Raw genomic sequence first — 26511 nt, 5'->3', positions numbered from 1 at the left:
GTCATTTCGCCTGGTCGAGCGCGTCCTGCAGGGAGCCGATGAATCCGGTGGAGGTCTCGGTGGCTCCCGAGACCATCTGGATGTCGGCGCCCTGCGCCTGGACGGCCTCGTCGGACAGTTGCGGGATCGCCTGTTGCGCGATGGAGACGGAACGCGGGTTGTCGTTCGGGTACTTGACGGCGACGACCTGGGCGACCTTGCCTCCGGAGACCGTCACCTGCACCTGCACGTCGCCCTTCGAGGTGGCGACGACCGCACCGGTGTAGGTGCCGTCTTTGAACGCGCCGTTGGACGCATCCGACGAGGAGGACGAGCCGGAACCGTCGGCGGACGCATCCGAGCCGCCGGAGGACGCCGACGAGTCACCGCCCGAGCCGGAACCGGACGAATCCCCCGACGACCCGCCCGCGGACGAACCGGAAGACCCGTCGCCGGAACCCGACGACGAACCGGCACCGGTCGAGCCCAACGGAGCGCCGGACGCGGCGGAGGAGGCCGCCGTCCGCACCGTGCCGCCGGCGAACAGCAGCATCATGTCCGCCGCCGCGGCGAACACGCCGATGACGGCGACTACGGCCGAGATGACTTTGCGTCGCATGGATGATGCCCCTTCGTGAACACCACGATTCGTGGTATCGGTCTTGCGGGACACCACCATAGGGGCGGCCGGCGAAAAGCGAGCCCGGAAACGGCTGGGAAAACGCTGGATATCGACGTGGATGTGACGCGGATCACGCCTTGGCGCCCGCCGGCACGTAGCGGCGCAGGAGCGTGGTGATGACGACGGCGAACACGGCGAACACGGCTCCGACGGGGCCGAGCCAGCCGAGTCCCAGATGGTCGTTGACGAGGCCGCCGACCGCGGAGCCGACCGCGATGCCGATGTTGAAGCTCATCGAGTTGAGCGAGGCGGCGAGGTTCATCGAACCGGGGTGCGACTGGGCGGCGACGTCCATGTACAGCACCTGCGACGACGAGTTGAACAGGTACATCATCATGCCGAGCGCGACGAGCAGGATCGCGCCGTACACGGGCACGATTGGCGCGAGGGCGAGCGTGGCGAGCAGCACGGCCTGCAGGCAGAAGATGGGGCGCGTGTGCACGAGCGGTTCGACGCCGCGGCCCTTGTCGGCGAGTCTGCCGCCGTACAGGTTGCTCCACAGGCAGGCGACGCCGTAGAGGACGAGGCCGATGCTCACGTATCGTTCGGGCACGCCGATCTCGTCGCGCATGATGGGCGTCAGGTACGTGTAGAAGACGTAGCTGGAGGCCGCGCCGCACACGACAGTGAGCACGCCGCCCCAGATGCGGTGGTCGAAGAAAAGACGGAACTGGCGCAGGAAGCCGATGTTCACCGGATGCGAGTTGCGCGGCAGGACGACGAACATGAGCACCATGAGCACGGCGGTGGCGGCGGTGATGATGAGGAATGTGATGCGCCAGCTGAACGTGTTCGCCACCCACGTGCCGAACGGCACGCCGACGACGGAGGCGATGGAGAAGCCTGAGAACACCCAGGCGATGAACTTGGTGCGGTATCGGTCCGTGGTGACGTCCGGCGCGTAGGTCATGGCGATGGCGACGAGCGTGCCGGAGACCAACGCGATCATGATGCGGGCCACCAGCAGGATCGCGTAGTTGGGGGCGAGCGCGCACAGGAGGTTGCCGGCGAGGAAGACGCCCATGAGCGTCAGGTAGGTCGCGAAGCGCGGGAAACGCGCGGAGATGGCGGACCCGAGCGGCGTGACCGGCGCGTACACGAACGCGAACAGGGCCACGAGGTTGCCGACGGTGACCTCGGAGACCTTGAGCCCCTGCGCGATGTCCGGCAGGATGCCGACGACCACGAATTCGCTCATGCCGAGCATGAAGCTCGCCAGGATGAGGATCGTGACCGGCAGGTTGAAGAACCGCTCCGGCGTCCCGGAGGATTCGCGCGGTTCCCTGTCCTTCGCGGTGGTGTTCGCCATCGTTCATCTCCTTGTTTCGTTCCTTGCGCATCGTATTGCCGCAGCCCTACAATTTCGCTTATCCGGGAAGAAGGCATGTCGAAAGGGATACCGATGACGGAACCGCAACGTAGCGGGCAGGAACCGCAACCGCAACCGCAACCGCAACCGCAACCGCAACAAGCATACGGATGGCCGCAGCGGACGCAACAGCCGTACGCGCCGCAGCCGGGGCAAGCCTATCCGCCGCAATACCCGCAGCCGGGGTACCCCCACCAACCGCAACAGCCGGGGCAGGCGCAGCCGCAGTGGCCTGCGACGCCGCAGCCGACTCAGGCCGGGTATCCGTATCCGGCGCAGCAATACCCGGAACAGCCGGGTCCGGGCCAGACGCCGCAGCCCGGTCAATACGCCTACCCGCAGCAACCATACCCATCCCGGACGCAGCCGCAGCCATACGCGCCGCAGACGCCGCCGTCCCCGCAGCCCGCCGGGTACCCGGCGCAACCGACCGAATACCCGACGCAACCCCCGCAACAGCCCGGGCAACGGCCTCCCGCCGCTCCCCCACGCGGCGCGTCCCGCCGGCACGGCAGACCGAAGCGGAGGCGCCGCTGGTGGATCGTGCTCGTCGCCGTGCTCGCCGTGATCGCGATCGCGGTCGGCGGACTGGTCGTCGCCTACCGCTCATCGCCGCACACCAACTCGGACGGCACCGTCTCCGGCACGGCCCTGCCCGCGGCCGACCAGGTGTACGCCGGGTTCGACAAGTCCAAGTACGACCTGCGCGAGCCGATCGCCGTCGACAACTACTACGAGTTCAGCATCCGACTCGAGAAACCCGCCTCGGTGAAATCCGACCCCTACGAGGGCTTCGCGCTCAAGGGCGCCGAAATGTCGGTGGACGACAGCGCGAAGGTGTACCAGGACGCCGCTCTGACCATCCCGGTGCCGTCCATGTCGTCGGCCAACCCGTCGGTCACCGGCAGCGGCAACGGCACCGTCGACCTGGGCGGCAGCCAGGACATCCCCAAGTACATGCGCCACGGCGACTCCATCGGCGCCGAACACGGGTTCCTCCCCTCCGACGGCTACTACTACGTGCAGTACATGGGAGGCAACGGCAAACGGCTCGCCAAGCCGGCGGTCCGGTTCTTCACCGTGGTGGACGCCGAATCCGGCACCGGCGACTCGCAGCTCGCCGCCGTGGGGAACGTCAGCGCGACCGTCAACGGGCAGGGCGGCGTCGACATCTCGTGGGACAAGGTCGAAGGCGCGAAATCGTACGACGTGTACACGTACATCGTCCGCCCGCAGGTCGGCGAGCCCGGCGACGACCGCTACTCCCGGGAGCAGGGGCTGGTCAAGCGGATCGGCTCCTCCACGAAGACCGAACTGCTGTCGAAGGACTACGACAAGGTCAGGAAGTACCGGGTCTCCGACACGGCCGGCGCCTCCACATGGAGCCAGAACGAGGCGTACCGGTCGCTCATGGTGGAGAACCAGGACAGTATCGACGGCTGCCTCAACAGCACGAGCGAATCCTGCGCGGACATCATGCAGGCGGCCGGCGGCTCCTGGGACCCCGATTCGGCCGGACGCCTCTACTTCGTGGTGACGGCCGTGGACGCCGACGGGCACGAGGGCCGTTGGCACGCCACCGACGCGACCGGCATCGTGCCGTCCATCCCGCTCAAGGTGGCCGACATCGCGCAGTTCAACCAGCGCTACTACAACCTCAAGGGCGTGTTCGGCGAGGACAACACCGCCGAGGAGGACATGCAGGCATACGTCTACACCTTCGTGACGATGGCGAACGGCGCCACCGTGCCGATCCCGAGCAAGTTCGGCGAGCCGAGGCGGACCGGCGGCAACGGCGGCGACAGCTGGACGTTCACGTACTCGGCGCCGGGCACGAAGATCGAGAACACCGGCAGGCTCTACTACGAGGGCGACCTCAACGCCGCGCTTCCGACCATCACCAAGGCCGCCATCGAGGCGCTGCCCAAGGCCGGCGGACTGCTCGACCGCATGAACGCCGTCCACGGCGACGTCGACTGGACCGGATACGACAAGAAGAAGATCGACTCGGACAATGCGAAGTCGCAGTACTTCACCTACGCGTCGAACGACTACGGCACGTACCTGGCCAACAACATCCTCAACGGGCACGAGGTCATCGACATCACCAAATACGCCAGCGACGACTACCAGACCGGCACGTCCGACGTGCTCGACGAGGTCATCTACCAGAACCCGTACATCAAGACCGATTCGAAAGGCGTCGCATACACGGTGCGCAAGAGCGGCGACAGGACCGTGCTGTGGGTCAGATACCCGGACGACTACCGGGACCGCCAGAAACAGCTGGCCGATTTCGTGTCGCAGGCCTCCGGCTCGTTCCAGGGGTCCGACCGCGACAAGGCCGTGGCCATCGACCGGTTCCTCTCCTCGCGCATGACCTACGACTACGACGCGTTCGCCGCCGTCGACTACGGCAGCGCCAACGCGTTCGGCAGCACGAAGGCGGTCGCCTCGTATCCGGACGCGTGGAGCGCGCTCGGCGCGGTGAACGGCAAGGGCGTGTGCATGTCGTACGCCTACGCGTACCAGGCGCTGGCCAAGGCCGCCGGACTTGACACGCGAGTCGTCACCGGCAGCGTGTCCGGCACGAAGGCGGGCCACGCGTGGAACTACGTGAAGATCGACGGCGCATGGCTGCTCATCGACCCGACCTGGGACGACGCGGGCGACACCGCGGACGACCGCTACCAGCTCAAGGACAAGTCGCAGGTCACCGACCACTTCGCCGACAAGGACGGCTGGACGCTCGCCTCGCAGGTCGGACAATACTGACCGGCGGGGCGCCGGCGGCTTTCCGAAACGACGAAGGAGGGCGCCACCCGTATGGGTGGCGCCCTCCTTCGTCGTTTCGTCCGCGGTCCGCGGCGCATACGTCCCCGGACCGCGGAATCACGGGATCACGGAATCACAGCTTCGGCAGGTACTTCTTGAGCTCGAACGGGGTGACCTGCTGGTTGTACTCCTCCCACTCCTGGCGCTTGTTGCGCAAGAAGTAGTTGAACGCGTGCTCGCCGAGCACGTCCGCCACGAAGTCGGACTTCTCCATGATCTTGAGCGCGGAGCCGAGCGAACGCGGCAACGGCTCGATGCCCATGGACTGGCGCTCCTCGTCGGTGAGCTCCCACACGTCGTCGCTCGTCGGCTCGGCCAGCGTCATCTGCTTCTCGATGCCGTCCAGACCGGCGGCCAGCAGCACCGAGTACGCGAGGTACGGGTTGGCGACCGGGTCGAGGCCGCGGAACTCCATACGCGCCGAATTGCCCTTGCCCGGCTTGTACTGCGGGATGCGCAGCAGCGCGGAACGGTTGTTGTGGCCCCAGCAGATGTAGCTCGGCGCCTCGTTGCCGCCCCACAGACGCTTGTACGAGTTGACGTACTGGTCGGTGACCGCGCAGATCTCCGCCGCATGGTGGAGGATGCCGGCCGCGAACTGGCGTGCGGTCAGGGACATGTTGAACTCCTGGCCGGCCTCGTAGAAGGCGTTGGCGTCGCCCTCGAACAGGCTCAGGTGGGTGTGCATGCCGGAACCCGGCGCGTCGGCCAGGGGCTTGGGCATGAAGCTGGCGTGGATGCCGCGCTCCAGCGAGATCTCCTTGACCACCGTGCGGAACGTCATGATGTTGTCGGCCGTGGTGAGCGCGTCCGCGTAGCGCAGGTCGATCTCGTTCTGGCCGGGGCCCGCCTCATGGTGCGAGTACTCCACCGAGATGCCCATCTGCTCGAGCATGTTCACGGTGGCGCGGCGGAAGTCCATGCCGGGGCTGCGCGGCACATGGTCGAAGTAGCCGCCCTCGTCGATGGGGGTGGGCGCCTTGGACCAGTCCTCCTGCTGCTCGAACAGGTAGAACTCCATTTCGGGGTGCACGTAGAACGTGAAGCCCTTCTCCTTCGCCTTGGCGAGCGAACGCTTGAGCACGTGGCGGGGGTCGCCCAGACTGGGCTCGCCCTCCGGGGTGAGCACGTCGCAGAACATGCGGGCCGTGCCCTGGGGGCCGCCGCGCCACGGCAGGATCTGGAAGGTGGACGGATCCGGCTTGACGATCATGTCGTCCTCGGACACGCGCGTCATGCCTTCGATGGCCGAACCGTCGAATCCGAGCCCCTCCTCGAACGCCGCCTCCAGCTCCGCCGGCGCGATGGCCACGGACTTGAGCGTGCCGAGCACGTCCGTGAACCACAAACGAATGAAGCGCACGTCGCGTTCCTCGACCGTGCGCAGGGCAAACTCTTGCTGCTTATCCATAGGCACCAATCCTCACACCCACGTGTTAGGGGTTTGTTACCGCCGCGGTACAGTAGCGAATCATGAGCGAAGCAGCAGATCATCTCTCCCCCTCGGCCAATCCTCCCGTCGACGTCTCCTCGTGGGAGCGGAAGTCCGAACCGCGCGGCCGTTCCCGCGCCGGCATCGCCGCCCGCGCGAAGGCGCCGCTCGAATCGCACGCCGTCTGGCAGGTGCAATCGGGACGCCGCGAGGCGATCGGGTTGCTCGAGGAGCAGTCCGCGATCCGCGTGCCCGACCTCATCCCGTTGCGCTACAAGCGCATGAGCGCCAGCCCGTTCACCTTCTACCGCGGCACCGTGCTCATCATGACGAACGACCTGGCGACCACGCCGGTCACCGGCATCCCCGTGCAGTGCGTGGGCGACGCGCACATCGGCAACTTCGGCATCTTCCGCTCCCCCTCCGCCCGTCTCGTGTTCGACATCAACGACTTCGACGAGACCGCCACCGGCCCTTGGGAGTGGGACCTCAAGCGTCTCGCCGTGTCGGTGGAGATCTGCGGTCGCGCCAACAAAATCAAGGAGAAGGACATCCGCGCCGCGGTGCTCCAATGCACGCGCGAATACCGCGAACGCATCAAATGGTTCTCCGAAATGGACTATCTGGACGCCTGGTACGAGCATCTCGACGTGGAGGAGACGCTCGACCGCTTCGAGACGAACGCCGGGGGCAAGCGCAACGGCACGCTGCGCCAGGCGGCGATGAAGGCGCTGCTCAAGGACAACGACGCGGCCGCCGCGAAACTGTGCCGGTTCAAGGACGGCAAGCTGAGGTTCAGATCCAACCCGCCCGAGCTCGTGCCGATCAACGAGCTGGGCGGCTACGCCGACCTCGACGCGTTGCAGGCGCGTCTCGACACATTGTTCGAGAACTACCGCCATTCCCTGTACGAGGACCGCCGCTGGGTGTTCGACCACTTCCGCTATCAAGACGCGGCGCGCAAGGTCGTGGGCGTCGGCTCGGTGGGCCAGCGTGCGTGGGCGAGCGTGTGGATCGCGCGCGACATCAACGACCCGATGATGATCCAGATGAAGGAGGCCACCTATTCGGTGCTCGAGCACTATTGCGGCGCCTCCCCGTATGCGACGCACGGCGAACGCGTGGTGCAGGGCCAGAAGCTGATCCAGTCCACGGCGGATGTGCTGCTCGGCTGGACAAGCTTCCTCGCCGAGGACGGCAAGAAACGCGACTATTACGTGCGCCAGTTGTGGAACGGCAAGGGGTCCATCGACATCGACAACCTCAACGCCACGGCGTTGTCCGACCTGTCGCGCATGTGCGCATGGTGCCTGGCGCATGCGCACGCGCGCACCGGCGATTCGATCGCGATCGCGAACTATCTGGGCGGTTCCGACGAGTTCGACCAGGCGATCGCCTCGTTCGCCGTGAGCTACGCCGAGCAGAACGACGAGGACTACGCCGTCTTCAAAAAGATGATCAAAAAGGGCGAACTCCCCTGCGCGTGAATGGCGTCGGTGTTTCTCGAGAAAAACCCATATCCCGAGAATTAGGGACGCTGGGAACCCCTCAGCGTCCCGTTTTCTCGAGATCCAAGGATGCCTCGAGAAGATCCGGGGCTGTCTCGAGAAATACTGACGCTGAAAACCTCTCAGCGTCCCTAATTCTCGAAATCCAAGGTTGTCTCGAGAAATACTGACGCTGGAAACAACTCAGCGTCCCCAATTCTCGAGATATGGGGTTGTTTCGAGAATCGGGGACGCTGAGGGACATTCAGCACCTATGGACCACTTGATGATCCATCCATCATTATATTTGGCGGCCTTTGGTCACTTGGCGACCTTGAGGGCCTCCTCGAGGGTGAAGGCGCGGGCGTAGAGGGACTTGCCGAGGATCGCGGAGTCGACGCCGATCGAGGCGAGCTCCTTGATGTTCCTCAGGTCGTCGAGCTTGGAGATGCCGCCGGAGGCGGTCACCTTCGCGTCGGTGCGATCGGCGACCTCGCGCAGCAGGTCGAGGTTCGGGCCGCTCATCATGCCGTCGCGCGCCACGTCGGTGACGACGTAGCGGGAGCAGCCGGCGTCGTCGAGCATTTTCATCGTCTCGAACAGGTCGCCGCCCTCGCGGGTCCAGCCGCGCGCGGCGAGCGTGTGGCCGCGCACATCGAGGCCGACGGCCACGCGGTCGCCGTACTTCGCGATGACCTTGCGCGTCCATTCGGGGTTCTCGAGCGCGGCGGTGCCGATGTTCACGCGGGCGGCGCCGGCCTCGAGCGCGGCGTCGAGCGACGCGTCGTCGCGCACGCCGCCGGACATCTCGATGTTGACACGGTCGCCGAGCTCGTGGACGATCTCACGCAGCTGGGCGCGGTTGTCGCCGGTGCCGAACGCGGCGTCCAGATCGACCAGATGGATCCATTCGGCGCCGGACTCCACCCACGTGCGGGCCGCCTCGAGCGGGGAACCGTAGTCGGTCTCGGAGCCGGATTCGCCCTGGCGCAGGCGCACGGCCTTGCCGTCGCGCACATCGACGGCGGGAAGCAGGGTAAGGGACATGGCAATCACACCTTTCTGGGGTTTTCCTGAGGCTCGCCCCGGTTCCTCCCGCACGGAAGGGGCCGGGGCGGCAACGATACGACCGGATGTCAGAACGTGGCGATCCAGTTCTCGAGGAGCTGCGCGCCCGCGTCGCCGGACTTCTCCGGGTGGAACTGCGTGGCGGACAGGGGGCCGCGCTCGTAGGCGGCGACGAAACGGCTGCGGCCGTACGTGCACCAGGTGACGTGCTGGTCGTCCGTGATGTCGATCTGGAGCCCGGACAGGTCCTTGGCCTTCGCCTCGTGGGCCGCGTAGGAGTGCACGAAGTAGAAGCGCTCGTCTTCCACGCCCTTGAGCAGCGTGGAGCCTTGCGCGTCTTCGACCGTGTCCCAGCCCATATGCGGCACGACGTCCGCGTCGAGTGGGTCGACGGAGCCGCCGATCAGGCCGACGCCGGCGGCGTTCTCGCCGTGCTCGTGGCCGGTCTCGAACATCACCTGCTCGCCGACGCACACGCCGAGCACGGGACGCCCGGCGCGCAGACGGTCGATGATCACACGGTCGCCCTGCACGTGGCGCAGGCCCTCCATGCAGGCGGCGAACGCGCCGACGCCGGGCACGACGAGGCCGTCGGCCTTGAGCGCCTGGCGGTAGTCGGAGGTCAGGGTGGTGTCGACGCCGAGGCGGGCGAGCGCGCGCACCATGGAACGCACATTGCCGAAGCCATAGTCGAACACGACTGCGGTGGTCATGGGAATCCTCCTTGTCCCTTATGGTTCCTATGCGATGCTGGAGCCGCGGGTGGCGCCGCCGCGCCCCATGCGCGTGTGGTCGGCGATCACCTTCATGGCCTGGTCGTGGTCCATGGAGCCGGAATCGACCACCTCGAAGCCCTTGGATTTCAGCTGGGCGACGGTGGTGATGCCGAGCATGAGGTCCTCGACGAAGCGCGGCGTGGAATTGAACAGGATGGGCGGGGCGAGCGTGCCGCCGGACTTGCCGCCGGCGTACATCGTGACCTCGAGCTTGTCGGCGCGGTTGACGCCGAGCACGACACTCATGCCGCCGACGACGGTGGTGATGTCGCGTGCGGCGGCCTCGGGGGCGTCGCCGTCGAGGTTGCGCAGCACGGCGATGGCGCCCTGGTTGGAGCCCACGCAGTCGGCGGAGATGTCGGACAGCTGGCAGAACGCGGCGAGCAGCGGCGCGGAGGCGATGCGGGTGACGATGGCCGCCATCTTCGCCTTGTTGCCGAGCAGGCCCTCGAGCGCGTCCTCGAACCCGAACGACGGGTCGATCTCGGAGGCGTCGTCGGGGACGTCGATGGCGCCGAGGCCGTCCGGGACATCCGGCACGTCGGCGGAGTCGGAAGCGTCGGAAGAATCGCCGGATGCGTCGGAGGCGAACTCCTGCTCGAAGCCCTCCATCGCCTTGGCGATCTCCTCGTCGGACAGGCCGTCGAAGCCCTGGTCGTCCTTCTTGTCGTCGGACATCACAGGGAGCCCTTCGTGCTGGGGATGAGCCCCTCGATGCGCGGGTCGGGTTCGACGGCGAAGCGCAGCGCACGCGCGAACGCCTTGAACTCGGCCTCGGCGATATGGTGCGGGTCGCGGCCGGCGAGCACCTGCAGGTGCAGGCAGATGCCGGCGTGCAGCGCGATCGACTCCATGACGTGGCGCACGAGGGAGCCGGTGAAGTGGCCGCCCATCATGCAGTACTCGTAGCCTTCCGGCTCGCCGGTGCACACCACGTAGGGGCGGCCGGAGATGTCGACGACGGCCTTGGCGAGCGCCTCGTCGAGCGGCACGGTGGCGTCGGCGAAGCGGCGGATGCCGCGCTTGTCGCCGAGCGCCTGCCTGAGCGCCTCGCCGAACACGATGGCCGTGTCCTCGACGGTGTGGTGCACGTCGATGTCGGTGTCGCCGTGCGCGTGGATCTTCAGGTCGATGAGCGAATGCTTGCCGAGCGCGTTCATCATGTGGTTGTAGAACGGCACGGAGGTGTCGATGTCGGTCCGGCCGGTGCCGTCGAGGTTCAGTTCGAGGTCGATGTGCGACTCGCTGGTCTCACGGACGATGTGCGCGGTGCGCGCCATGGTGTTGCTCCTTCGGAAAAGTCTGCGATGCGACGTGGTGATGTCGTTCGCGTGACGTTATTCGGCTTCCACGATACGCAGGGTCTCGGAGAGCGCCTCGCGGAATCGGGCCATCTCCTCGTCGGTGCCCATGCACACGCGCAGCCAGCCGTCCGGGCCGACGACGCGGATGAGCACGCCGCGCTTGAGCAGTTCGTCGAAGATCGCGTCGCGCTTGTCGAAACCGCCGCCGAACAGCAGGAAGTTCGAGCCGGATTCGGCGACCTCGAGATGCGCGCCCTTGTAGGTCTGTTCCTTGAGCCATGCGGCGGTGGCCTCGCGGGTCTCGCGCAGGTGGCCGACGCGGCTGAGCTGCTCGTCGGTGTGCTCGAACGCGGCGAGGGCGGCGGCCTGCGTGACGGCCGACAGGTGGTACGGCATGCGCACGATGCGCACGCAGTCGATGATGCCCTTGGACGCGGCGAGGTAGCCGACGCGCGCGCCGGCGAAGGCGAACGCCTTGCTCATCGTGCGGCTGACGGCCAGGTTCGGATGGTCCTTGATGAGGCTCACGGCGCTGGGGGTGCCGGGGTTGCGGAACTCGACGTACGCCTCGTCGATGACGAGGATCGGGTGCACGCCCTCGCCGGCGCCGGCCACCTCGGCCTTCTCGCAGGCGGCGAGGATGAGCTCGATGTCCTCCATCGGCAGCGGCGTGCCGGTGGGGTTGTTCGGGCTGGTGAGCAGCACCATGGACGGCTTGACCTCGCGGATCGCCTCGATGGTCTTCTCCACGTTGAGCGTGAAGTCCTCGTTGCGGTGGGCGAGTTTCCAGCCGGTGAACGTGTCGCGCGCGTACTCCGGGTACATGGAGTACGTGGGATCGGCGCCGAGCGCGGTGCGCCCCGGGCCGCCGAACGCCTGGAACAGCTGGAGCATGATCTCGTTGGAGCCGTTCGCGCCCCACAGTTCGTCCACGTCGAGGCGCGTGCCCGACTCGCGGGCGAGGTAGTCGCTGAACGCCCGGCGCAGTTCGATGTGCTCGCGGTCCGGGTAGCGGTTGAGCGTGGGCGCGATCTCGCGCACGCGGCGGGCGATCGTGTCGCACACGGCCGGGTCCGGCGCGTACGGGTTCTCGTTGACGTTGAGGCAGACGGGCACGTCGAGCTGCGGCGCGCCGTACGGCTCCTCGCCGATCAGATCGTTGCGCAGGGGCAGGTTCGAGGGGATGGCACTCACAGCAGACCGGCTTCCTTCTCCTGCTCGCGCAGGGTCTCCTTGTCGTACGGGTCCTTGACGAAGCGGGACAGCACGCACTCGCCGTGGGCGGGCAGGTCCTCGGAGACGGCGAACGCGTTGATGCGCGCGGCGAGGGCCTTGAGGCCCTCCTCGTCGTATTCGATGACCTCGACGGGCTTCATGAAGGTGTGCACGCCGAGGCCGGCGGCGAAGCGGGCGGTGCCGCCGGTGGGCAGCACGTGGTTGGAGCCGGACATGTAGTCGCCGAGCGGGACCGGCGAGTAGGGGCCGCGGAAGATGGCGCCCGCGTTCTTGATGCGCTTGACGACCGCGTCCGCGTCGGCGGTCTGGATCTCGAGGTGTTCGGCGGCGTACGCGTTGGCCGCGTCGATGGACTGGTCGAGGCCGTCGGTCAGGACGATGGCGGACTGCGTGCCGGACAGGGACGTGTGGACGCGCTCGGCGTGCTCGGTGCGCGGCACGCGGTAGGCGAGGTTCTCCTGCACCTTCCCGGCGAGTTCCGGGGAGTCGGTGAACAGCACGGAGCCGGCGAGCTCGTCGTGCTCGGCCTGGCCGATGAGGTCGGCGGCGAGCAGGCTCGGGTTCGCGTCCTTGTCGGCGATGATGCCGATCTCGGTGGGGCCGGCGACCGCGTCGATGCCGACGAACGCGGAGACGAGGGACTTGGCGGTGGCCACGAAGATGTTGCCCGGGCCGGTGATCTTGTCGACCGGGTCGCACAGCACGGCGCCGTCCTGCGGCTCGGAGCCCTTGGCTCCGTAGGCGAACATGGCGATGGCCTGGGCGCCGCCGACCGCGTACACCTCGTGCACGCCGAGGATGGCGCAGGTGGCGAGGATGGTCTTGTTCGGCAGGCCCTTGGCGTCGTCGCGGGCCGGCGGGGTGGCGATGGCGAGGGATTCGACGCCGGCGGCCTGCGCGGGCACGGCGTTCATGATCACGGAGGACGGGTAGACGGCCTTGCCGCCGGGCACGTACAGGCCGACGCGCTGGATCGGGATCCAGCGTTCGGCGACGCGGGCGCCGGGCGCGAGGTCGGTGTGGAAGTCCTTCGGCACCTGGTTGGCGGCGACGGCGCGGGCGCGGCGCACGGATTCCTCGATGGCGGCGCGCACTTCGGGGTCGAGCGTGGTCAGCGCGGCCTGGATCTCCTCCTCGGGCACGCGCAGGTGCTCGGGGCGCACGTGGTCGAACTTCTCCTCGAAGTCGCGCAGGGCGGCGGCGCCGCGCTCCTTGACGTCGTCGAGGATGGGGCGGACGAGGTCGGTGGCCTCGGAGGTGCCCATGGCGGCGCGCGGCATCGCGGCCAGCAGTTCGGCACGGGACAGGACTTGGCCTCGAAGGTCGATGATTCGCATGATGTTCTCGCTCATAAGGCCCCATCGTAACAACGCGAAGGCCGCAGGGGCCCCGAGCCGTCCACTTTCACCCGCATCGTGAGATGCGGGCGGTTCCGGGGCGCCGGCATGGCGGGCCGGGAGCCGCGGAGGACTCCGGCCGGGGTGCGGCCCGGCGGGTCAGCGCAGCGTCGCCAGCGCCGGGTAGAGCGCGAGGAAGCGCGCGTACGCCGCGTCGTAGGCGGCGCGCGTGGACGGGTCGGGCCGGTAGGACGTGCCGGTGCAGACCGCGCCCGGCAGGTCGGGGTCGCCGAAGACGAGCGAGGCGAGCGCCACGGAGGGCAGGATGTCGGCGTGGTCGAACACGGTGACCGGATGACCGAGCACGTCGGCCATGATGCGGCACCAGGCCTCCTCGCGCGCGCCGCCTCCGATGAGGGATATCGATTCGGGCGCCGCATCGAAGCCCTCCATGCCCTGGCGGATGGAGAACGCGACGCCTTCGAGCGCGGCGCGGGCCATGTCCGCGCGGGTGGAGTCGGGGTCCAGCCCCACGTAGGCGCCGCGGACGGTCGCGTTCATCACCGGGAACCGCTCCCCCACCAGGTACGGCAGGCATAGCACGCCGTTCGCGCCGGGGCGCGACGAGACGACGAGACGGTGCATGGCCCGGTAGTCGCCGCCGGCGAGCACGCCGGTGGCCCACCTGTGCACGTCGCCGGCGTTGAGGAACGGCACGGCGTTGACGAATCCCGGCTCCACGCCGAACGCGAGGTTCGCGGCGCCGGGCTTGTCGGTGAACGGCCCGGGCGAGACCGTGGCGATCCAACCGGAGGTGCCGAGGTTGATGTTGTATTGCCCGGCATGGCCCACGCCGCTGGCGAACGTGGTGGCGCCGGCGTCGCCGAACCCCGCGTACACGGGCGTGCCGGCGGCGAGGCCGGTGAGCGCGGACGCTTCGGCGCCCACATGGCCGACCACGTCCTGCGGGCGGTGCAGTCCGGGCAGGATCGCCGGGTCGAGGCCGGCCGCGGCGACGAGGCCGGCGTGCCATGCGCCGGAGCGGATGTCCATGGCGCCGGCGGTGGAGCATGCGGCCACGTCGCCGATGCACGCGCCGGTCAGGCGTGCGACGAGCAGGTCCTTCGAGCTGATGAGCACATGGCGGATGCGCGCGTAGGCGTCGGGTTCGCGTTCGCGCATCCACATGAGTTTGGGCAATGGCAGGCAGCCTTCGAGCCGGTTGCCGACGATGGAGAGGAAGCGGGATCCGCCGGCCGCCGCGTCTCCCCGGCCGAGCGCCGAGGCGAGGGCCGCGGCCTGTTCGCCGGCGCGGCCGTCGGAGTAGAGGATGGCGGGGCGTACGGGGGCGAGGTCCGCGTCGAGCGCGATGACGTCCTGCATCTGCCCGCTGCAGATGACGCCGGCGACGAGCCCGGCATGGAATCCGGGTTCGTTTCGGGAGGCGTCGTCCAGCATGCGGCGGGTGACGTCGCGGAACGCGCGCCACCATGCTTCCGGGTCCTGTTCGCGGCGGTCACCGCCGATGATGAGGTCGAGGTCCTCGCTCGCGCTGGCCACGATGCGGCCGTCGCGGGCGGCCAGGGCGCCCTTGAGGGCGGTGGTGCCCGCGTCGAAGGTCGCCGCGTATGTCGTTGTTGCAGACGTCATGCGCCTTATCGTAGTTGCCGCGGGAGGCGTTCGGACGGTGGATGTCACGTCCGGGGATGCGCATGGAAGGCGGCGGGGACGCCGGGATCCGGGTGCGGACGAGCGACCGGAACGACGCCCACGGGCATGAATCGGGATTTATCTATGTATATATATGTATGGATGTATCAGATATATGGATGTATCAAGTATCGGGAGGCACGGGCGGGAACGGGGCGCAGTGGGCGGACGTCGTTGTCCGTTGCCGTTCTCTCTCGTTGTCGATGCACTCGCGAATCACCTCTCCATGGCGTACGGATGGTCCCGCCGTATGCGATTCGCTACTTGGATGTGGTTTCGAAGTTCGGGGTCTTCCGCAATCGGCCGCGTTCAACGCCCGGTCGGATCACCGAAGAACGGTTCAGCGGTTGCCGTGGCGACGAGCGGACTCGGCCATCTTCTCACGGGCGATGCTCTCGGGGAACATGTTGTCAGCGCAGTAGTTGAGAATGTCGCCGAAGATGTTCTTGTTGGTCATGATGTCCACCTTTCCTTGTTGTTTCCGCCAGCCCTTCCGGCTGACATCTCACATGATAGGCATTCGTCCACCGCTTTGCAATCGTATTCTGAAACCGGTTTCAAAACCGTTGGAACGACGCCGTTCCACCGGCGTGTCGCCCGGGATGGCGCGGTTTTCGCGGTAACGATACCGCATCGTCGCCGTAACGTCGCGTTCACAGAAATCCGGACGTCGGCGCCGCCCACGGGGCCACGGCGGGGCGGCGTGCGGCAGGAGGCGGATCGACGGCGCGCCCCCATGGGACGCCCCGCCTCGCACGAGTTCGACGGCCAGTCGGAATCCGACGGCACGCCCCCCGTGGGATACCCCATCACGTCTCCACGATGCATGGCGGCCCATGACGCCGCCGCGGCCGCGACACGTCCACGATGCGGCGGTTGCGTTGAAGCGTACTTGAAGTGCTTTCATGGATTGTGAGCGATAACAGCGGGGTTGCCGCCCCGCCACGACCAACCAGGACCATGCGGAGTCATACGGCGCCGTGCGCAGACCGTGCGACAGGGCACGGCCACGCACGTCCGGGACGACGCGACGCAACATACAGATACAGATAGGAACCATCGATGAAATACCGCAACGTGGGCAAGTCCGGACTGAAGATCAGCGAGATCGCGCTGGGCAGCTGGGTGACCGACCTCAAGGGCACCGCCGCCGAGGACGTGGCGAAGCAGACCGTCGACCTCGCGTTCGACAACGGCGTGAACTTCTTCGACTGCGCCGACGCGTACTCCGCCGGCGCGGCCGAACGCTTCTTCGGCGAGGTGCTGAGCCGCTTCCCGCGCCGCGAGCTCGTCATCTCCTCGAAGGTGTTCTTCCCCACCGGCGACGGCGTGAACGACCGCGGACTGAGCCGCAAGCACATCTTCGAAAGCTGCGAGCAGAGCCTGAAGAACATGCGCACCGACTACCTCGACCTCTACTACTGCCACCGCTTCGACGAGTCCACCGACCTGGAGGAGACGCTGCGCGCGATGAGCGACCTCGTCGCGCAGGGCAAGGTCCTCTACTACGGCGTCTCCGAGGAATGGGGCGGCGCGAGGCTCCAGGAGGCGCAGCGCATCATCGACCGCCTCGGCCTCTACCCGATCACCGTGGTGCAGCCGCAGTACAACCTCGCCGACCGCTACATCGAGCACGAGATCATGGGCGTGTGCTCGAAGCTCGGCATCGGCATCACCACGTTCTCGCCGCTCGCGCAGGGCCTGCTCACCGGCAAGTACCGCAAGGGCCAGCCGCTGCCGGCCGGCTCGCGCGCCACCTGGCAGGCCGACCACCAGATCAACGACCTGCTCACCGACGCGAACCTCGACATGGTCGAGAAGCTGCGCGGCGTGGCCGACGAGCTCGGCGTGAACCTGCCGGTCCTCTCCCTCGCCTGGATCCTTCAGCACAAGGAGATCAGCTGCGTGATCGCCGGCGCCAGCAAGCCGAGCCAGCTGGAAAACAACCTCAAGGCCTCCGGCTTCGAGATCCCCGCCGACGCGATGGCCGAGATCGACGCGATCACCGGCTTCCACCGCTTCGAACGCCACGTCGGCTGACCCCGGGGAGGCCTTCTCGGCGACGGAAGGATGCCGGGCGTGATGGGGCGGCGATGAAGGCCGTCCCGTCACACTTCAGCGCAACGTCACCAGCGTGACGCTGTACGGGTCGAGCGCCAGCGCGAACTCGTGGGCGCCGCGCCCGATGCGCGACGCGCGCGTCCGGCGGCGCAGCACGTCGCGCATCGGCCCCTCCAATGAGAACGAGTTCCTCTCGTCCGGCCCGGCGGCGAGGGTCTCGACCTCCATCGTCAGGCCGTCGCCGCCGGCGCCGAGCGCGCGCAGCCCACGGGCCATGTCGATGGAGACGTCGACCCGCCCGCCGCCCGTGTTGACGAGCTTCACATAACGCACGAACGGGTCGTCGCCGCCGGTCACGCTCACGTAGGGGCCGTCCCCCATCGGGGGATATCCGCCCGCGGCGCCGCCTGCGACGCCCCCTACGCGGCATTCGTAGGCCCACTCCCCCACATGCGTGGAGAACAGGCGTTCCACCTCGTAGTTGAGCGTGGGCGCGACGCGCGCGGGACTGAACTCGATGAGGTTCTGCTGCCATCCCTTGGCGGTGACGTGCGCGAACAGCGGCGCATAGGAGGTCATCGCCACCACGTCCGAGTTGCGTTCGCAGCCGGTGAGGAACGCGGCCTCGGCGAGCGCGGTGCGCCACGTGTTCGCCGTTCCGGGCCGTTGCGGCCGCCCGGCGAAGTATCCGTTGGCGGAGTATTCGCCGAAGTAGACGGCCGTGCCGTCGCGCGGGTAGTCGTCGAAGCGCGAGGACTGCGCGACGAACCATTCGGGCGAGTGGTACGAGTGTTCGTCGACGACGATGCGGGCGCGGGCCGTGACGCCGCGCTGCGGCACGAGACGGGCGCCCGCTTCCACGGGCCGTGCGCCCGCTTCATGGGCGTTCCCCGCGCCGGGCCCGCCCGCGCCCGCGGGGATCCGCCCCACCCCGGGGAACCCGCCGGCGGCCACCGCATGCGCATGCTTCCAGGTGCGGCGCATCGCGGGCCGGAACGGGAACAGGCCGGCGCTCATCACGCACAGCATGTCCGGATCCTTCTCGTGGACGGCGCGGGCGATGATGTCGAACTTCTCCACGTAGTCGGCGCCGAAGTTCTCGTTGCCGACGCCGATCATGTCCATGCCGAACGGTTCGGGGTGCCCCATGTCGCGCCGCACTGCCGCCCAGCCGCCGCGGTCCGGGTCGCCGTTGGCGAAGTCGATGAGGTCGAGGTAGTCCCGCACCACGTTGGCGCGGAAGGCGGGCGCGTCGGTGGGCATGTGGCGCGGGTCGCGGCCGGGCGACTGGCAGGCGATGCCGGCGAACAGGGTGGGCAGCGGCCTGGCGCCCAGATCCTCGCACAGGCAGAAGTACTCGTAGAAGCCGATCTGGTAGCTCTGCGAATAGCTGGAACCGTCGGGAGTCTTGAACGACCACAGCGAATACTGCTGCCTGCGGGCGGCGAGCGCGCCCACCGTGTCCTTCCACCGGTATTCGTTGCCCGGGGTGACGCCCTCGACGATGCATCCGCCGGGGAAGCGCAGGAACCGGGGCTTCAACGCGGCGAGCGCCTCGACCATGTCGCGACGCAGTTTGCCGTGGCGCCATTTCGGGTCACCGGCGCCCCAATGGTCGGCGTCCATGAGCTCGATGAGGTCCATGTCGAGCGTGGGGCGCCCGCCGTCGTCCGCCTCGCCCACGATCTCGATGCGCAGCGCGCCCAGGCCGGTGTCCGAGCCCGTCAGTTCGGCGGCGACGCGGTACCATCCGTCGCGGTCGGGCTCCACGCGTGCGCGGCGCAGCGGCACGGGGCCGGCGAGCGGCAGCCCGTAACGGTCCACGACGGCCACGGTGCAGAACCGCCCGTCGAATACGCCGTCCACGGGCCGCAGCATGCAGCGGAACTCGTACGTGCGCCCGCGGACGACGGACATGGCGGGCATGTCGGCGTACGCGCCTCCCCCGTTGTAGCCGAGGTTGCCCACGCGCGCCGGGTTGCCGGGCGTGCCGACCCCGAACGCGACGCGCACGCGCGCGTACCGGCTGTTGCGGTGGACGGGCGGCGCCGGGCATTCGCCGGGCGTGTCGATCTCCTGGCCGTGGGGGCCGCGGATCCAGGCGCCGCAGCTGGTCGCGTCGCAGCCGTCGAACCGCCAGAAGCGCAACGGGTCGGCCTGCGTGCGCCAGCGTTCGCCGCCTTGCGGACGCAGCGTGTGGTGGTCGAGCCAGACGCCGTCGAAGCTGTAGTTGTTCACCATGTTGGCGTTGAGGCCGCCGTCCGCGCCGAGGTTGATGTCCTCGAAGAACGCCCCGTAGAGCCGGTCGCCGACCGGGTGCACCGCCGCACCCACGCTGATGCTCGTCATGGCTCCATTGTAGGGACGGATGGCCGGTCGCGGAATGCCTCATCGGGCGGTGGAGGTCCGGTCGGCGTGTGCGCCGCCCGACCGTAGGCTTGGCCGAACGGCCTGGAGTGTGTCGGGCGGCGCACACGCCGACCGGACCCGGCGGAACCGTTCAGTTGCGGTATTCGCGGTCGGCGATCATGCGGCCGGACTGGTCGAGCGCGGTGGAGAACCTGCCGTAGTCGGACAGGATCACGCCCATGTAGAGCATGTCGACGAGCGCGATGTGCGCCACGCGCGAGAAGATCGCGTTGCCGTAGATCGTATGCGACGACGATCCGGTGATCAGGGTCACGTCGGCGGAACCGGCGAGCGGCGAGCCGACGTGGTTGGTGACGGCGATGGTGCGCGCGCCCGCCGCCTTCGCGAGGCGCAGCGCCTTGACCGTGTCGGCGGACGAACCGGAATGCGAGAACGCGATCGCCACGTCGTCGGCGTGCAGGTGCCCGGCGCCGATCTGCTGCAGGTAGGCGTCGGTGTTGAGCCGGCAGTCCAGTCCCAGGTACATGAGCTTGGTGAACAGGTCGGTGGCGGGCACCAGCGAGTTCTCCACGCCGTAGATGTCGATCGAATCCGCCTCGGCGAGCAGCGACGTGGCCTTGCGGAACGCCTTGACGTCGAGCGTGCGGTGCAGTTCCTCGATGAGCGATGTGGCGCCGGCGGCTGCCTTGGCCGGCACGTCCTCCGGATCGTCCCACGGATTGAGGTCGAAGCCCTCCAACGGATCGAACGTCACCTGGCGTTCCGCCTCCGGATGCCGCAGCACATAGCGCAGCTCGCGGTAGCCGCCGAACCCGAGCTTGCGCGAGAAACGGATCACGGTCGGCTGGCTGACGTGCGTGGCCTCGGCGAGCTGGCCGACGGTCAGGCCGGCCGCCTCCTCGAGATGGTCGCGGATGTAGCGCCCCACCGCACGCTCGGCCGGCCTCAACGACGGATAGACATGGTCGATGCGCTCGCGAATACCCACCGAAGTCTGCACGGTCCCATCTCCTGCGGCTGTTCCAGTTCCACCATCATCTCGTTACGTCGAGGATGACGATAGACCGCGCGGGTGTGCCCCCGTGAACCCCTGGTTGGCCGTCAGGTGAACCGTGCGTTAACTTTCGTGTGCGGCAATCCACACGGGAAGGCCGGTCCGGGGTGCGCGTCGCCCGACACACTCCAGGCCGTTCGGCCAAGCCTATGGTCGGGCGACGCGCGCCCCGGACCGGCCCCACCTGCGATGGATATGGACGAAGGCCGTCACGGCTCGATGATCCAGGAAAGCCCGACGAGGACGATGAGGAAGAGGACGTTGACGGCGGAGTAGACGGCGAGATAACGGCCCTTGCGGTCCGGGTACTTGCGCACGACGTTCTTGTAGCCGATCAGCGAGGCCATCGAGGCGATGAGCGTGCCCATGCCGCCCAGGTTCGTGCCGATGATGAGCGGGCGCCACTGCTCGGTGAAGCCGGACAGCAGGATCGTGGTGGGCACGTTGCTGATGAGCTGGCTGGAGCCGACCGACACCTCGAGCGGATGCGCGTCCACCAGGGAGGCGGCGAGCTCGTAGAATTCGGGCACGCGCTTCATGTTGCCGATGAAAATGAAGAACATGGTGAACGTGAGCGGCAGGCCCCAATCCACGTTGCGGAACACCTTGCGGTCGCACACGAGGAACGCGGCGAACACGATCACGCACATGAGCCACAACGGCAGGAAGTCGCTCACCGCGAGCAGGCAGACCACGAACAGCAGCGCGTACACGACGGTGCGCCAACCGCCGTAGCCGGCTCCGTAGCCGGTGATGCGGATCTCGTCGGGGCGCGGCTTGCCGCTCTCCGGGGCGAGCACCCCCTGTTCGATGCCCGCGCCGTCCAACGACCGGAACTCGGAGACCGGCTTGGAGCCGAACACCACGCAGGTGATGACGACGAGCAGCACGGCCGCGGTCGCCGAATACGGCGCCATGATGCCGATCATCTCCATCGACGGCATGCCGGTGAGCGCCTTGAGGTACAGGTTGTGCGCGTTGCCGATCGGCGTGAGCATGCTGCCCACGTTCGCGCCGATCGTCATCAGCGTGCCGACGAGCACCGCATGCTCCTCCATGTGCGCCATGACGAGCACGGAGATCGCGAACGGGATGAACGTGACCAGCGCCACGTCGTTGGTGATGAGCATCGCCGAGAAGAACGTGAGCGAGATGAGCGTGAGCACGAGGCCCCTCGCGGTGCGCACATGGTGCAGCAGACGCGAGCCGATGATGCGGAAGACGCCGATGCGCTGCAGGCCGCATACGACGAGCATGAGGCACACGAGCTGGCTGATCGTGCTCATGTGCACGTAGTCCTTGTAATCGGCGTCCGGCGGGACGATGAAGCACGAGATCAGCGCGAGTACCGTGGCGACGATCAGGATCGTCTCGCTTTTCAACAGTCCGACCAGCCAGCGCCGCATCGATTCCTCCGTGAAACAAGGGGATTTACCGTAAGCATCCTAGCGGAAACCCCGGCATGTTACGTAGTCACGGCGTGCTGTTTTCCGACCGTTTTTCGCGATATCGCCCTTCACCGCTACTGGCGACTGACGTTCTTTCCCGACTTTTCGGAACAAGGCATGGTGAATCCTCTATGAACGACGGATGAAAAACAACCCCTCGACTCCATCCCAATCCCTTCGCCTCCATCCCAATCCCCTCGCCCCGGCACGGCCACGGCGCGCGAACGGCCCCTCGGTGCATCACGACCCCGCCGAGGACGGCGGGGCGGCGAAAACTACGCGGCTACACGCGGCCGGCGTAGTTTCACTTGCTGTTCACCATGGTTTCAGGCAACTTTCCCCCACATCCCGCCCGTGGGGCCGCGAACGGCACCACCATGGAATTGCAGCGGATGGTTGGGCTGCTGCGGCATGAAGTCCGGCCGCGAATAACCGAATACCGACCCCGGCGCCGGAACCCGGCGCCACATACGAACGGCCCTCCCGCACGGGAGGCCCCGCATCGGAAGGCAGTTGACGAAATATGCTCGAACTCAAGGACATCACCAAGTCGTTCGGCGACACCCATGTGCTGAACGGCATCAGCCTCGAACTGGACAACGGCAAGATCATGTCGATCCTCGGCCCGTCCGGCGGCGGCAAAACCACGCTGCTCAACATCATCCTGGGCATCACCGAGCCGACCAGCGGACAGCTGATCTACAACGGCGAGGACCTCACCCACGTGCCGATGGAGAAGCGCGGCTTCAACATCGTGTTCCAGGACTACGCGCTGTTCCCGAACCTCACCGCCTACGAGAACATCACCTACGGCCTGAGGAACAACCCGGGCATCTCCTCGCCGGAGGAGATCAAGGAGATGATCTCGCTGCTCGGCCTCGAGGAGCACCTCAACAAGCACATCGACGAGCTGTCCGGCGGCCAGAAGCAGCGCGTGGCGCTCGCCCGCACGCTGGTCATGAAGCCGAAGCTGCTGCTCCTCGACGAGCCGCTGTCCGCCCTGGACGGCGTGATCAAGGAGTCCATCAAGGCGAAGATCAAGCAGATCGTCGAGCAGTACGACCTCACCACGATCATGGTCACCCACGATCCGGAGGAGGCCTGCACGATGAGCGACAAGGTCCTCATCATCAACCACGGCAAGGTGGCGCAATACGACTCCCCGGAGAACATCATCGAGCACCCGGCGTCCGACTTCGTGCGCAAGTTCATCCTCCACCAGCTCGAGGTGAAGCGCAACAACATCTACACCCTGTTCAACGAGGGCGACGAGGCCGATTCGGCCGCGCACGCCAACGCCGAGCTCGCCGCCGCGGGCCAGGAGGCCTGAGCCATGTCGGTCGAATCCATCCAGGCGGGCAAACAGCTGCCCAACATCCGTCCCGAGATCCACAACTACGAGACACGCCCCTCCAAGCCGAAGCAGACCGAGCTGTGGACGCTGCTCGCGATCGTCGCCGTATGCTTCATCGGCTTCCTCGTCGTGCCGATGATCCTCGTGATCATCCGCTCGTTCACCACCGCCGGCGGCGCCGCCACGCTCGACAACTACGCGACGATCCTGTCGCGCCCCGAGTTCACCCGCTCGATCACCAACTCGCTGACCGTGGCCGCCGTCTCCGCGCTCGTCGCCGTGCTGCTCGCCTTCCTGCTGAGCTACACGATCAACTGCACGAACGTGCCCCGCGGCTTCAAGAAGGCCGTCGCCCTGCTCGCGCAGCTGCCGATGCTGCTGCCGACCATCACCTACGGCTTCGCGATCATCTACTCGTTCGGCAAGAACGGCCTGATCACGCAGCTCGTCGGCCACCCGCTGTTCGACATCTACGGCTTCAACGGCCTTCTCATCGGCTACGTCATCTACACGCTGCCGACCTGCTTCCTGCTCATCAACAACAGCTTCCAGTTCGTCGACAAGAAGTTCATCATCGTCTCGCACATCATGGGCGACAACCCGCTGACGACCTTCCTCAACACCGTGCTGCGACCGCTGGTCGGCACAATGGCCGTCGCGTTCATCCAGTCGTTCTTCCTGGCGTTCACCGACTACGGCATCCCGACCTCGGTGGGCGGCACCTACGACGTGCTGGCCATGACCCTGTTCAACCAGATGCTCGGCTCGATCCCGAACTTCAACCGCGGCGCCGTGATCGCCGTGTTCATGCTCATCCCCTCGATCATCTCGATCATCCTGATGACCGTGCTCGAACGCTTCGCGATCCGCTACAAGCAGATCAGCCAGATCGACCTGCCCAAGGGGAGGAAGCGCGACTGGATCTGCGGCATCGCCTCCGTCGTCACGCTCGTGTGCACGCTTTCGGTGTTCCTCGTGATCCTGCTCATCCCGTTCGTGCAGGAGTGGCCGGACCACCTCGGCTTCACGTTCGCGCACATCGCGAACCTGTTCACCGACTCGCAGCTCACGCAGGTGTTCACCAACTCGCTGTACGTCGCCGTGATGACCGCCATCTTCGGATGCGTGTTCGTCTACGCCGCGGGCCTGGTCACCTCCCGTTCGAAGCTGCCCGCGTGGGCACGCCGTTCGGTGGACGCGATCTCCGCGATCATCAACACGGTCCCGGGCATGGTGCTCGGCATCGCCTTCCTGTTCATGTTCTCCGGCTCGCCGCTGCAGAACACGTTCTGGATCCTCATCATCGCCAACATCGTGCACTACTTCGCCACCCCGTACCAGATGATCAAGGACTCGCTGACCAAGATGAACGCCGGGTGGGAGACCACCGCCAAGCTCATGGGCGACAACTGGATCAAGACGCTGGTGCGCGTCGTCACGCCGAACGCGTGGCCGACCCTGCTGCAGATCTTCGGCTACTACTTCGTCAACGCGATGGTCACCATCTCCGCGGTCGTGTTCCTCACCGGCGCCCGCACGCAGGTCATCACCACGAAGATCTCCGCCCTGCAGCACATCGCCAAGTTCGACGACGTGTTCGTGCTCTCGCTGCTCATCCTCGTCGTCAACCTCGTGGTCAAGGGCCTGATCGCCCTGTTCACCCGCGACCGTTCCGCCGAACGCGCCAAGGAGGCCCGCAAGGCCAAGGCCGCCGTGAGGACCCCGCAGGTGGCCGCCTCGTTCAGCACCGTGCGCCCCAGCCGCCAGCTTGCCGCAGCGGCCGCCACCTTCCAGCTGCCGGACAGCGGCAACCGAAGGAACCGCAGCCTGCTCACCGGCATCGCCTCCGCGGTGTGCGTGGCGCTGCTCGTCACCTTCGGCGCGGTCTCCACGTCCGCGTCGGCGGCCGGCGGCAAGGTCGTCATCTACACGAACGCCGACGAGGAGGCCGTCACCGCCTTCGAGCACGCGCTCGACCGCAACGGCTACAAGGACCAGTACATCATCCAGGAGTTCGGCACCTCCGAGCTCGGCGGCAAGATGCTGGCCGAGGGCAAGGCCCTCGAGGCCGACATGCTCACGATGAGCTCCTACTACGTCGACTCCGCCCAGGAACGCAATCACATGTTCGCGAACCTGACCGACGTGCATGCGCAGCTGCTCGGCGACACGGAGAACTCGAAGGCCCCGGCCTACCGCTCCCCCACCACCGCGCAGGAGGGCGCCATCATCATCAACACCGAGGCGCTCAAGGCCGCGGGCGTGCCGAAGCCGAAGAGCTACGCCGACCTGGCCAAGCCCGAGTACAAGGGCCTGATCTCCGTGCCGGACATGGAGGGCTCCTCCACCGGCTGGCTGATGGTCCAGGCCATCGTCGACGCCTACGGCACCGGCGAGAAGGGCAAGCGGATCCTCACCGACATCTACCGCAACGCCGGCCCGCACCTCGAACAGTCCGGCTCCGGCCCGCTCAAGTCGGTGCGCGCCAAGGAGGTGGCGATCGGCTTCGGCCTGCGCCACCAGGCGGTCGCCGACAAGAAGAACGGCCTGCCCATCGACTACGTGGACCCGACCGAAGGCAACTACTCGCTGACCGAGTCGGTGGCGGTGCTCGACAAGGGCCGCGCCACCAACCCCAAGGCGCAGAAGATGGCCGGCGTCATCATCGACAAGGGCCGCAAGGAGCTGCTCGAGACCTACCCGACCCCGCTCTACAAGGGCGAGAAGGCCCCGGCGAACGCCTCCAAGCGTTCCAAGTCGTTCCCCGAACCGCTGACCGTCGACCTGCTCCAGAAGCACCAGGACTTCTCGTCCGAATGCAAGCGGGCCGCGGAGGGCGGCGAGTGACGGGCGGCGTTCGGACCGCGCAGGTGAACACGGTCTGAACGCAACTCGGTTACTACAAACGACACTCCGCCCGCAGGGCGAAATCTACGTAGAAATATCCGAAAAGTTCCTTCGTGATTACACTCTGCGGGCGGAAGCCATATTCAAAGCGCCTAACGAACA

General features: G+C 67.1%; 17 protein-coding genes and 3 pseudogenes. 6 read left to right on the top strand and 14 right to left on the bottom strand.

The genetic code is table 11. From position 1 onward, the window contains the following. Position 1: 1 nt before the first annotated feature. Both GFD21_RS09800 and GFD21_RS09795 read right to left on the bottom strand, forming a co-directional pair. Positions 2 to 598, bottom strand: a complete 597-nt coding sequence (locus tag GFD21_RS09800; RefSeq protein WP_163197787.1) for an FMN-binding protein — start codon at positions 596 to 598, stop codon at positions 2 to 4. Between the two features lie 133 nt (positions 599 to 731). After that, positions 732 to 1970, bottom strand: coding sequence for an MFS transporter (locus GFD21_RS09795; protein ID WP_163197786.1), 1239 nt, complete (start codon positions 1968 to 1970; stop codon positions 732 to 734). A 603-nt stretch (positions 1971 to 2573) separates the two neighbouring features. Between GFD21_RS09795 and GFD21_RS11365 the strand changes: the two genes are divergently transcribed. Beyond that, positions 2574 to 4805, top strand: a complete 2232-nt coding sequence (locus tag GFD21_RS11365) for a transglutaminase domain-containing protein (RefSeq protein WP_163197785.1) — start codon at positions 2574 to 2576, stop codon at positions 4803 to 4805. Between the two features lie 133 nt (positions 4806 to 4938). On the opposite strand, the gene glnA is transcribed toward GFD21_RS11365, so the two are convergent. Then, complete coding sequence (gene glnA, locus GFD21_RS09785; protein WP_163197784.1) at positions 4939 to 6276, bottom strand: type I glutamate--ammonia ligase; 1338 nt, start codon at positions 6274 to 6276, stop codon at positions 4939 to 4941. A 62-nt stretch (positions 6277 to 6338) separates the two neighbouring features. Between glnA and GFD21_RS09780 the strand changes: the two genes are divergently transcribed. Beyond that, positions 6339 to 7784, top strand: coding sequence for a DUF2252 domain-containing protein (locus GFD21_RS09780; RefSeq protein ID WP_163197783.1), 1446 nt, complete (start codon positions 6339 to 6341; stop codon positions 7782 to 7784). A gap of 321 nt (positions 7785 to 8105) precedes the next feature. On the opposite strand, the gene priA is transcribed toward GFD21_RS09780, so the two are convergent. The 7 genes from priA to GFD21_RS09745 form a co-directional block, all read right to left on the bottom strand. Then, positions 8106 to 8831, bottom strand: coding sequence for a bifunctional 1-(5-phosphoribosyl)-5-((5-phosphoribosylamino)methylideneamino)imidazole-4-carboxamide isomerase/phosphoribosylanthranilate isomerase PriA (gene priA, locus GFD21_RS09775; RefSeq protein WP_163197782.1), 726 nt, complete (start codon positions 8829 to 8831; stop codon positions 8106 to 8108). Between the two features lie 89 nt (positions 8832 to 8920). Next, positions 8921 to 9565 carry an imidazole glycerol phosphate synthase subunit HisH gene (hisH, locus tag GFD21_RS09770; RefSeq protein WP_163197781.1) on the bottom strand — a complete coding sequence of 215 codons (645 nt, stop codon included), beginning with the start codon at positions 9563 to 9565 and terminating at the stop codon, positions 8921 to 8923. A gap of 27 nt (positions 9566 to 9592) precedes the next feature. Further along, a complete protein-coding gene (locus tag GFD21_RS09765; protein WP_163197780.1) occupies positions 9593 to 10306 on the bottom strand; it encodes a hypothetical protein in 714 nt (237 codons plus the stop codon). After that, positions 10306 to 10908: an imidazoleglycerol-phosphate dehydratase HisB gene (gene hisB / locus GFD21_RS09760; RefSeq protein WP_163197779.1), complete on the bottom strand. Its 603-nt coding sequence runs from the start codon at positions 10906 to 10908 to the stop codon at positions 10306 to 10308. The genes GFD21_RS09765 and hisB overlap by 1 nt, the downstream gene beginning before the upstream one ends. A 57-nt stretch (positions 10909 to 10965) precedes the next feature. Then, entirely contained in the window at positions 10966 to 12126 is a 1161-nt protein-coding gene (locus GFD21_RS09755; RefSeq protein WP_163197778.1) for a histidinol-phosphate transaminase, read from the bottom strand. Further along, on the bottom strand, positions 12123 to 13520 hold the full coding sequence (gene hisD / locus GFD21_RS09750; RefSeq protein WP_163197777.1) for a histidinol dehydrogenase: 1398 nt from the start codon (positions 13518 to 13520) through the stop codon (positions 12123 to 12125). The genes GFD21_RS09755 and hisD overlap by 4 nt, the downstream gene beginning before the upstream one ends. Positions 13521 to 13664: 144 nt before the next feature. Beyond that, positions 13665 to 15155 (bottom strand): xylulokinase, encoded by a 1491-nt coding sequence (locus GFD21_RS09745; protein WP_163197776.1) that lies wholly within the window; start codon positions 15153 to 15155, stop codon positions 13665 to 13667. A gap of 1122 nt (positions 15156 to 16277) precedes the next feature. Between GFD21_RS09745 and GFD21_RS09740 the strand changes: the two genes are divergently transcribed. Beyond that, positions 16278 to 17255 carry an aldo/keto reductase family protein gene (locus GFD21_RS09740; protein WP_163197775.1) on the top strand — a complete coding sequence of 326 codons (978 nt, stop codon included), beginning with the start codon at positions 16278 to 16280 and terminating at the stop codon, positions 17253 to 17255. A 75-nt stretch (positions 17256 to 17330) separates the two neighbouring features. Here GFD21_RS09740 and GFD21_RS09735 read toward each other — a convergent pair whose 3' ends face one another. The 3 genes from GFD21_RS09735 to GFD21_RS09725 form a co-directional block, all read right to left on the bottom strand. Then, a complete protein-coding gene (locus GFD21_RS09735) occupies positions 17331 to 19625 on the bottom strand; it encodes an alpha-L-arabinofuranosidase C-terminal domain-containing protein (RefSeq protein ID WP_163197774.1) in 2295 nt (764 codons plus the stop codon). Between the two features lie 151 nt (positions 19626 to 19776). After that, positions 19777 to 20646, bottom strand: coding sequence for a MurR/RpiR family transcriptional regulator (locus GFD21_RS09730; RefSeq protein ID WP_163197773.1), 870 nt, complete (start codon positions 20644 to 20646; stop codon positions 19777 to 19779). A gap of 263 nt (positions 20647 to 20909) precedes the next feature. Further along, on the bottom strand, positions 20910 to 22106 hold the full coding sequence (locus tag GFD21_RS09725; RefSeq protein ID WP_034526852.1) for an SLC13 family permease: 1197 nt from the start codon (positions 22104 to 22106) through the stop codon (positions 20910 to 20912). Positions 22107 to 22671: 565 nt separating this feature from the next. Between GFD21_RS09725 and GFD21_RS09720 the strand changes: the two genes are divergently transcribed. Beyond that, on the top strand, positions 22672 to 23478 hold the full coding sequence (locus GFD21_RS09720; protein ID WP_163197772.1) for an ABC transporter ATP-binding protein: 807 nt from the start codon (positions 22672 to 22674) through the stop codon (positions 23476 to 23478). A gap of 3 nt (positions 23479 to 23481) precedes the next feature. Then, a pseudogene (locus tag GFD21_RS11490) lies at positions 23482 to 25155 on the top strand (ABC transporter permease subunit); the annotation flags it as partial. A 261-nt stretch (positions 25156 to 25416) separates the two neighbouring features. Here the strand turns inward: GFD21_RS11490 and GFD21_RS11485 are convergent. After that, positions 25417 to 25470: pseudogene (locus tag GFD21_RS11485) on the bottom strand (hypothetical protein); the annotation flags it as partial. Between the two features lie 24 nt (positions 25471 to 25494). On the opposite strand from GFD21_RS11485, the pseudogene GFD21_RS11480 reads away from it, so the two are divergent. Beyond that, positions 25495 to 26349, top strand: a pseudogene (locus tag GFD21_RS11480) (ABC transporter substrate-binding protein); the annotation flags it as partial. Positions 26350 to 26511 lie beyond the last annotated feature (162 nt).

Source organism: Bifidobacterium platyrrhinorum (assembly GCF_010667645.1).
Lineage (GTDB): Bacteria > Actinomycetota > Actinomycetes > Actinomycetales > Bifidobacteriaceae > Bifidobacterium > Bifidobacterium platyrrhinorum.
This window is presented reverse-complemented; position numbering and strand designations above follow the sequence as displayed.

What these genes read in the sequence shown, in the direction of transcription:
- GFD21_RS09780 (WP_163197783.1), top strand. Translation starts at nt 6,339, where the DNA reads ATGAGCGAAGCAGCAGATCATCTCTCCCCCTCGGCCAATCCTCCCGTC.
- GFD21_RS09745 (WP_163197776.1), bottom strand. Translation starts at nt 15,155, where the DNA reads ATGACGTCTGCAACAACGACATACGCGGCGACCTTCGACGCGGGCACC.
- GFD21_RS09800 (WP_163197787.1), bottom strand. Translation starts at nt 598, where the DNA reads ATGCGACGCAAAGTCATCTCGGCCGTAGTCGCCGTCATCGGCGTGTTC.
- GFD21_RS09765 (WP_163197780.1), bottom strand. Translation starts at nt 10,306, where the DNA reads ATGTCCGACGACAAGAAGGACGACCAGGGCTTCGACGGCCTGTCCGAC.
- hisB (WP_163197779.1), bottom strand. Translation starts at nt 10,908, where the DNA reads ATGGCGCGCACCGCGCACATCGTCCGTGAGACCAGCGAGTCGCACATC.
- GFD21_RS09740 (WP_163197775.1), top strand. Translation starts at nt 16,278, where the DNA reads ATGAAATACCGCAACGTGGGCAAGTCCGGACTGAAGATCAGCGAGATC.
- GFD21_RS09725 (WP_034526852.1), bottom strand. Translation starts at nt 22,106, where the DNA reads ATGCGGCGCTGGCTGGTCGGACTGTTGAAAAGCGAGACGATCCTGATC.
- priA (WP_163197782.1), bottom strand. Translation starts at nt 8,831, where the DNA reads ATGTCCCTTACCCTGCTTCCCGCCGTCGATGTGCGCGACGGCAAGGCC.
- hisH (WP_163197781.1), bottom strand. Translation starts at nt 9,565, where the DNA reads ATGACCACCGCAGTCGTGTTCGACTATGGCTTCGGCAATGTGCGTTCC.
- glnA (WP_163197784.1), bottom strand. Translation starts at nt 6,276, where the DNA reads ATGGATAAGCAGCAAGAGTTTGCCCTGCGCACGGTCGAGGAACGCGAC.
- hisD (WP_163197777.1), bottom strand. Translation starts at nt 13,520, where the DNA reads ATGAGCGAGAACATCATGCGAATCATCGACCTTCGAGGCCAAGTCCTG.
- GFD21_RS09795 (WP_163197786.1), bottom strand. Translation starts at nt 1,970, where the DNA reads ATGGCGAACACCACCGCGAAGGACAGGGAACCGCGCGAATCCTCCGGG.
- GFD21_RS09735 (WP_163197774.1), bottom strand. Translation starts at nt 19,625, where the DNA reads ATGACGAGCATCAGCGTGGGTGCGGCGGTGCACCCGGTCGGCGACCGG.
- GFD21_RS09720 (WP_163197772.1), top strand. Translation starts at nt 22,672, where the DNA reads ATGCTCGAACTCAAGGACATCACCAAGTCGTTCGGCGACACCCATGTG.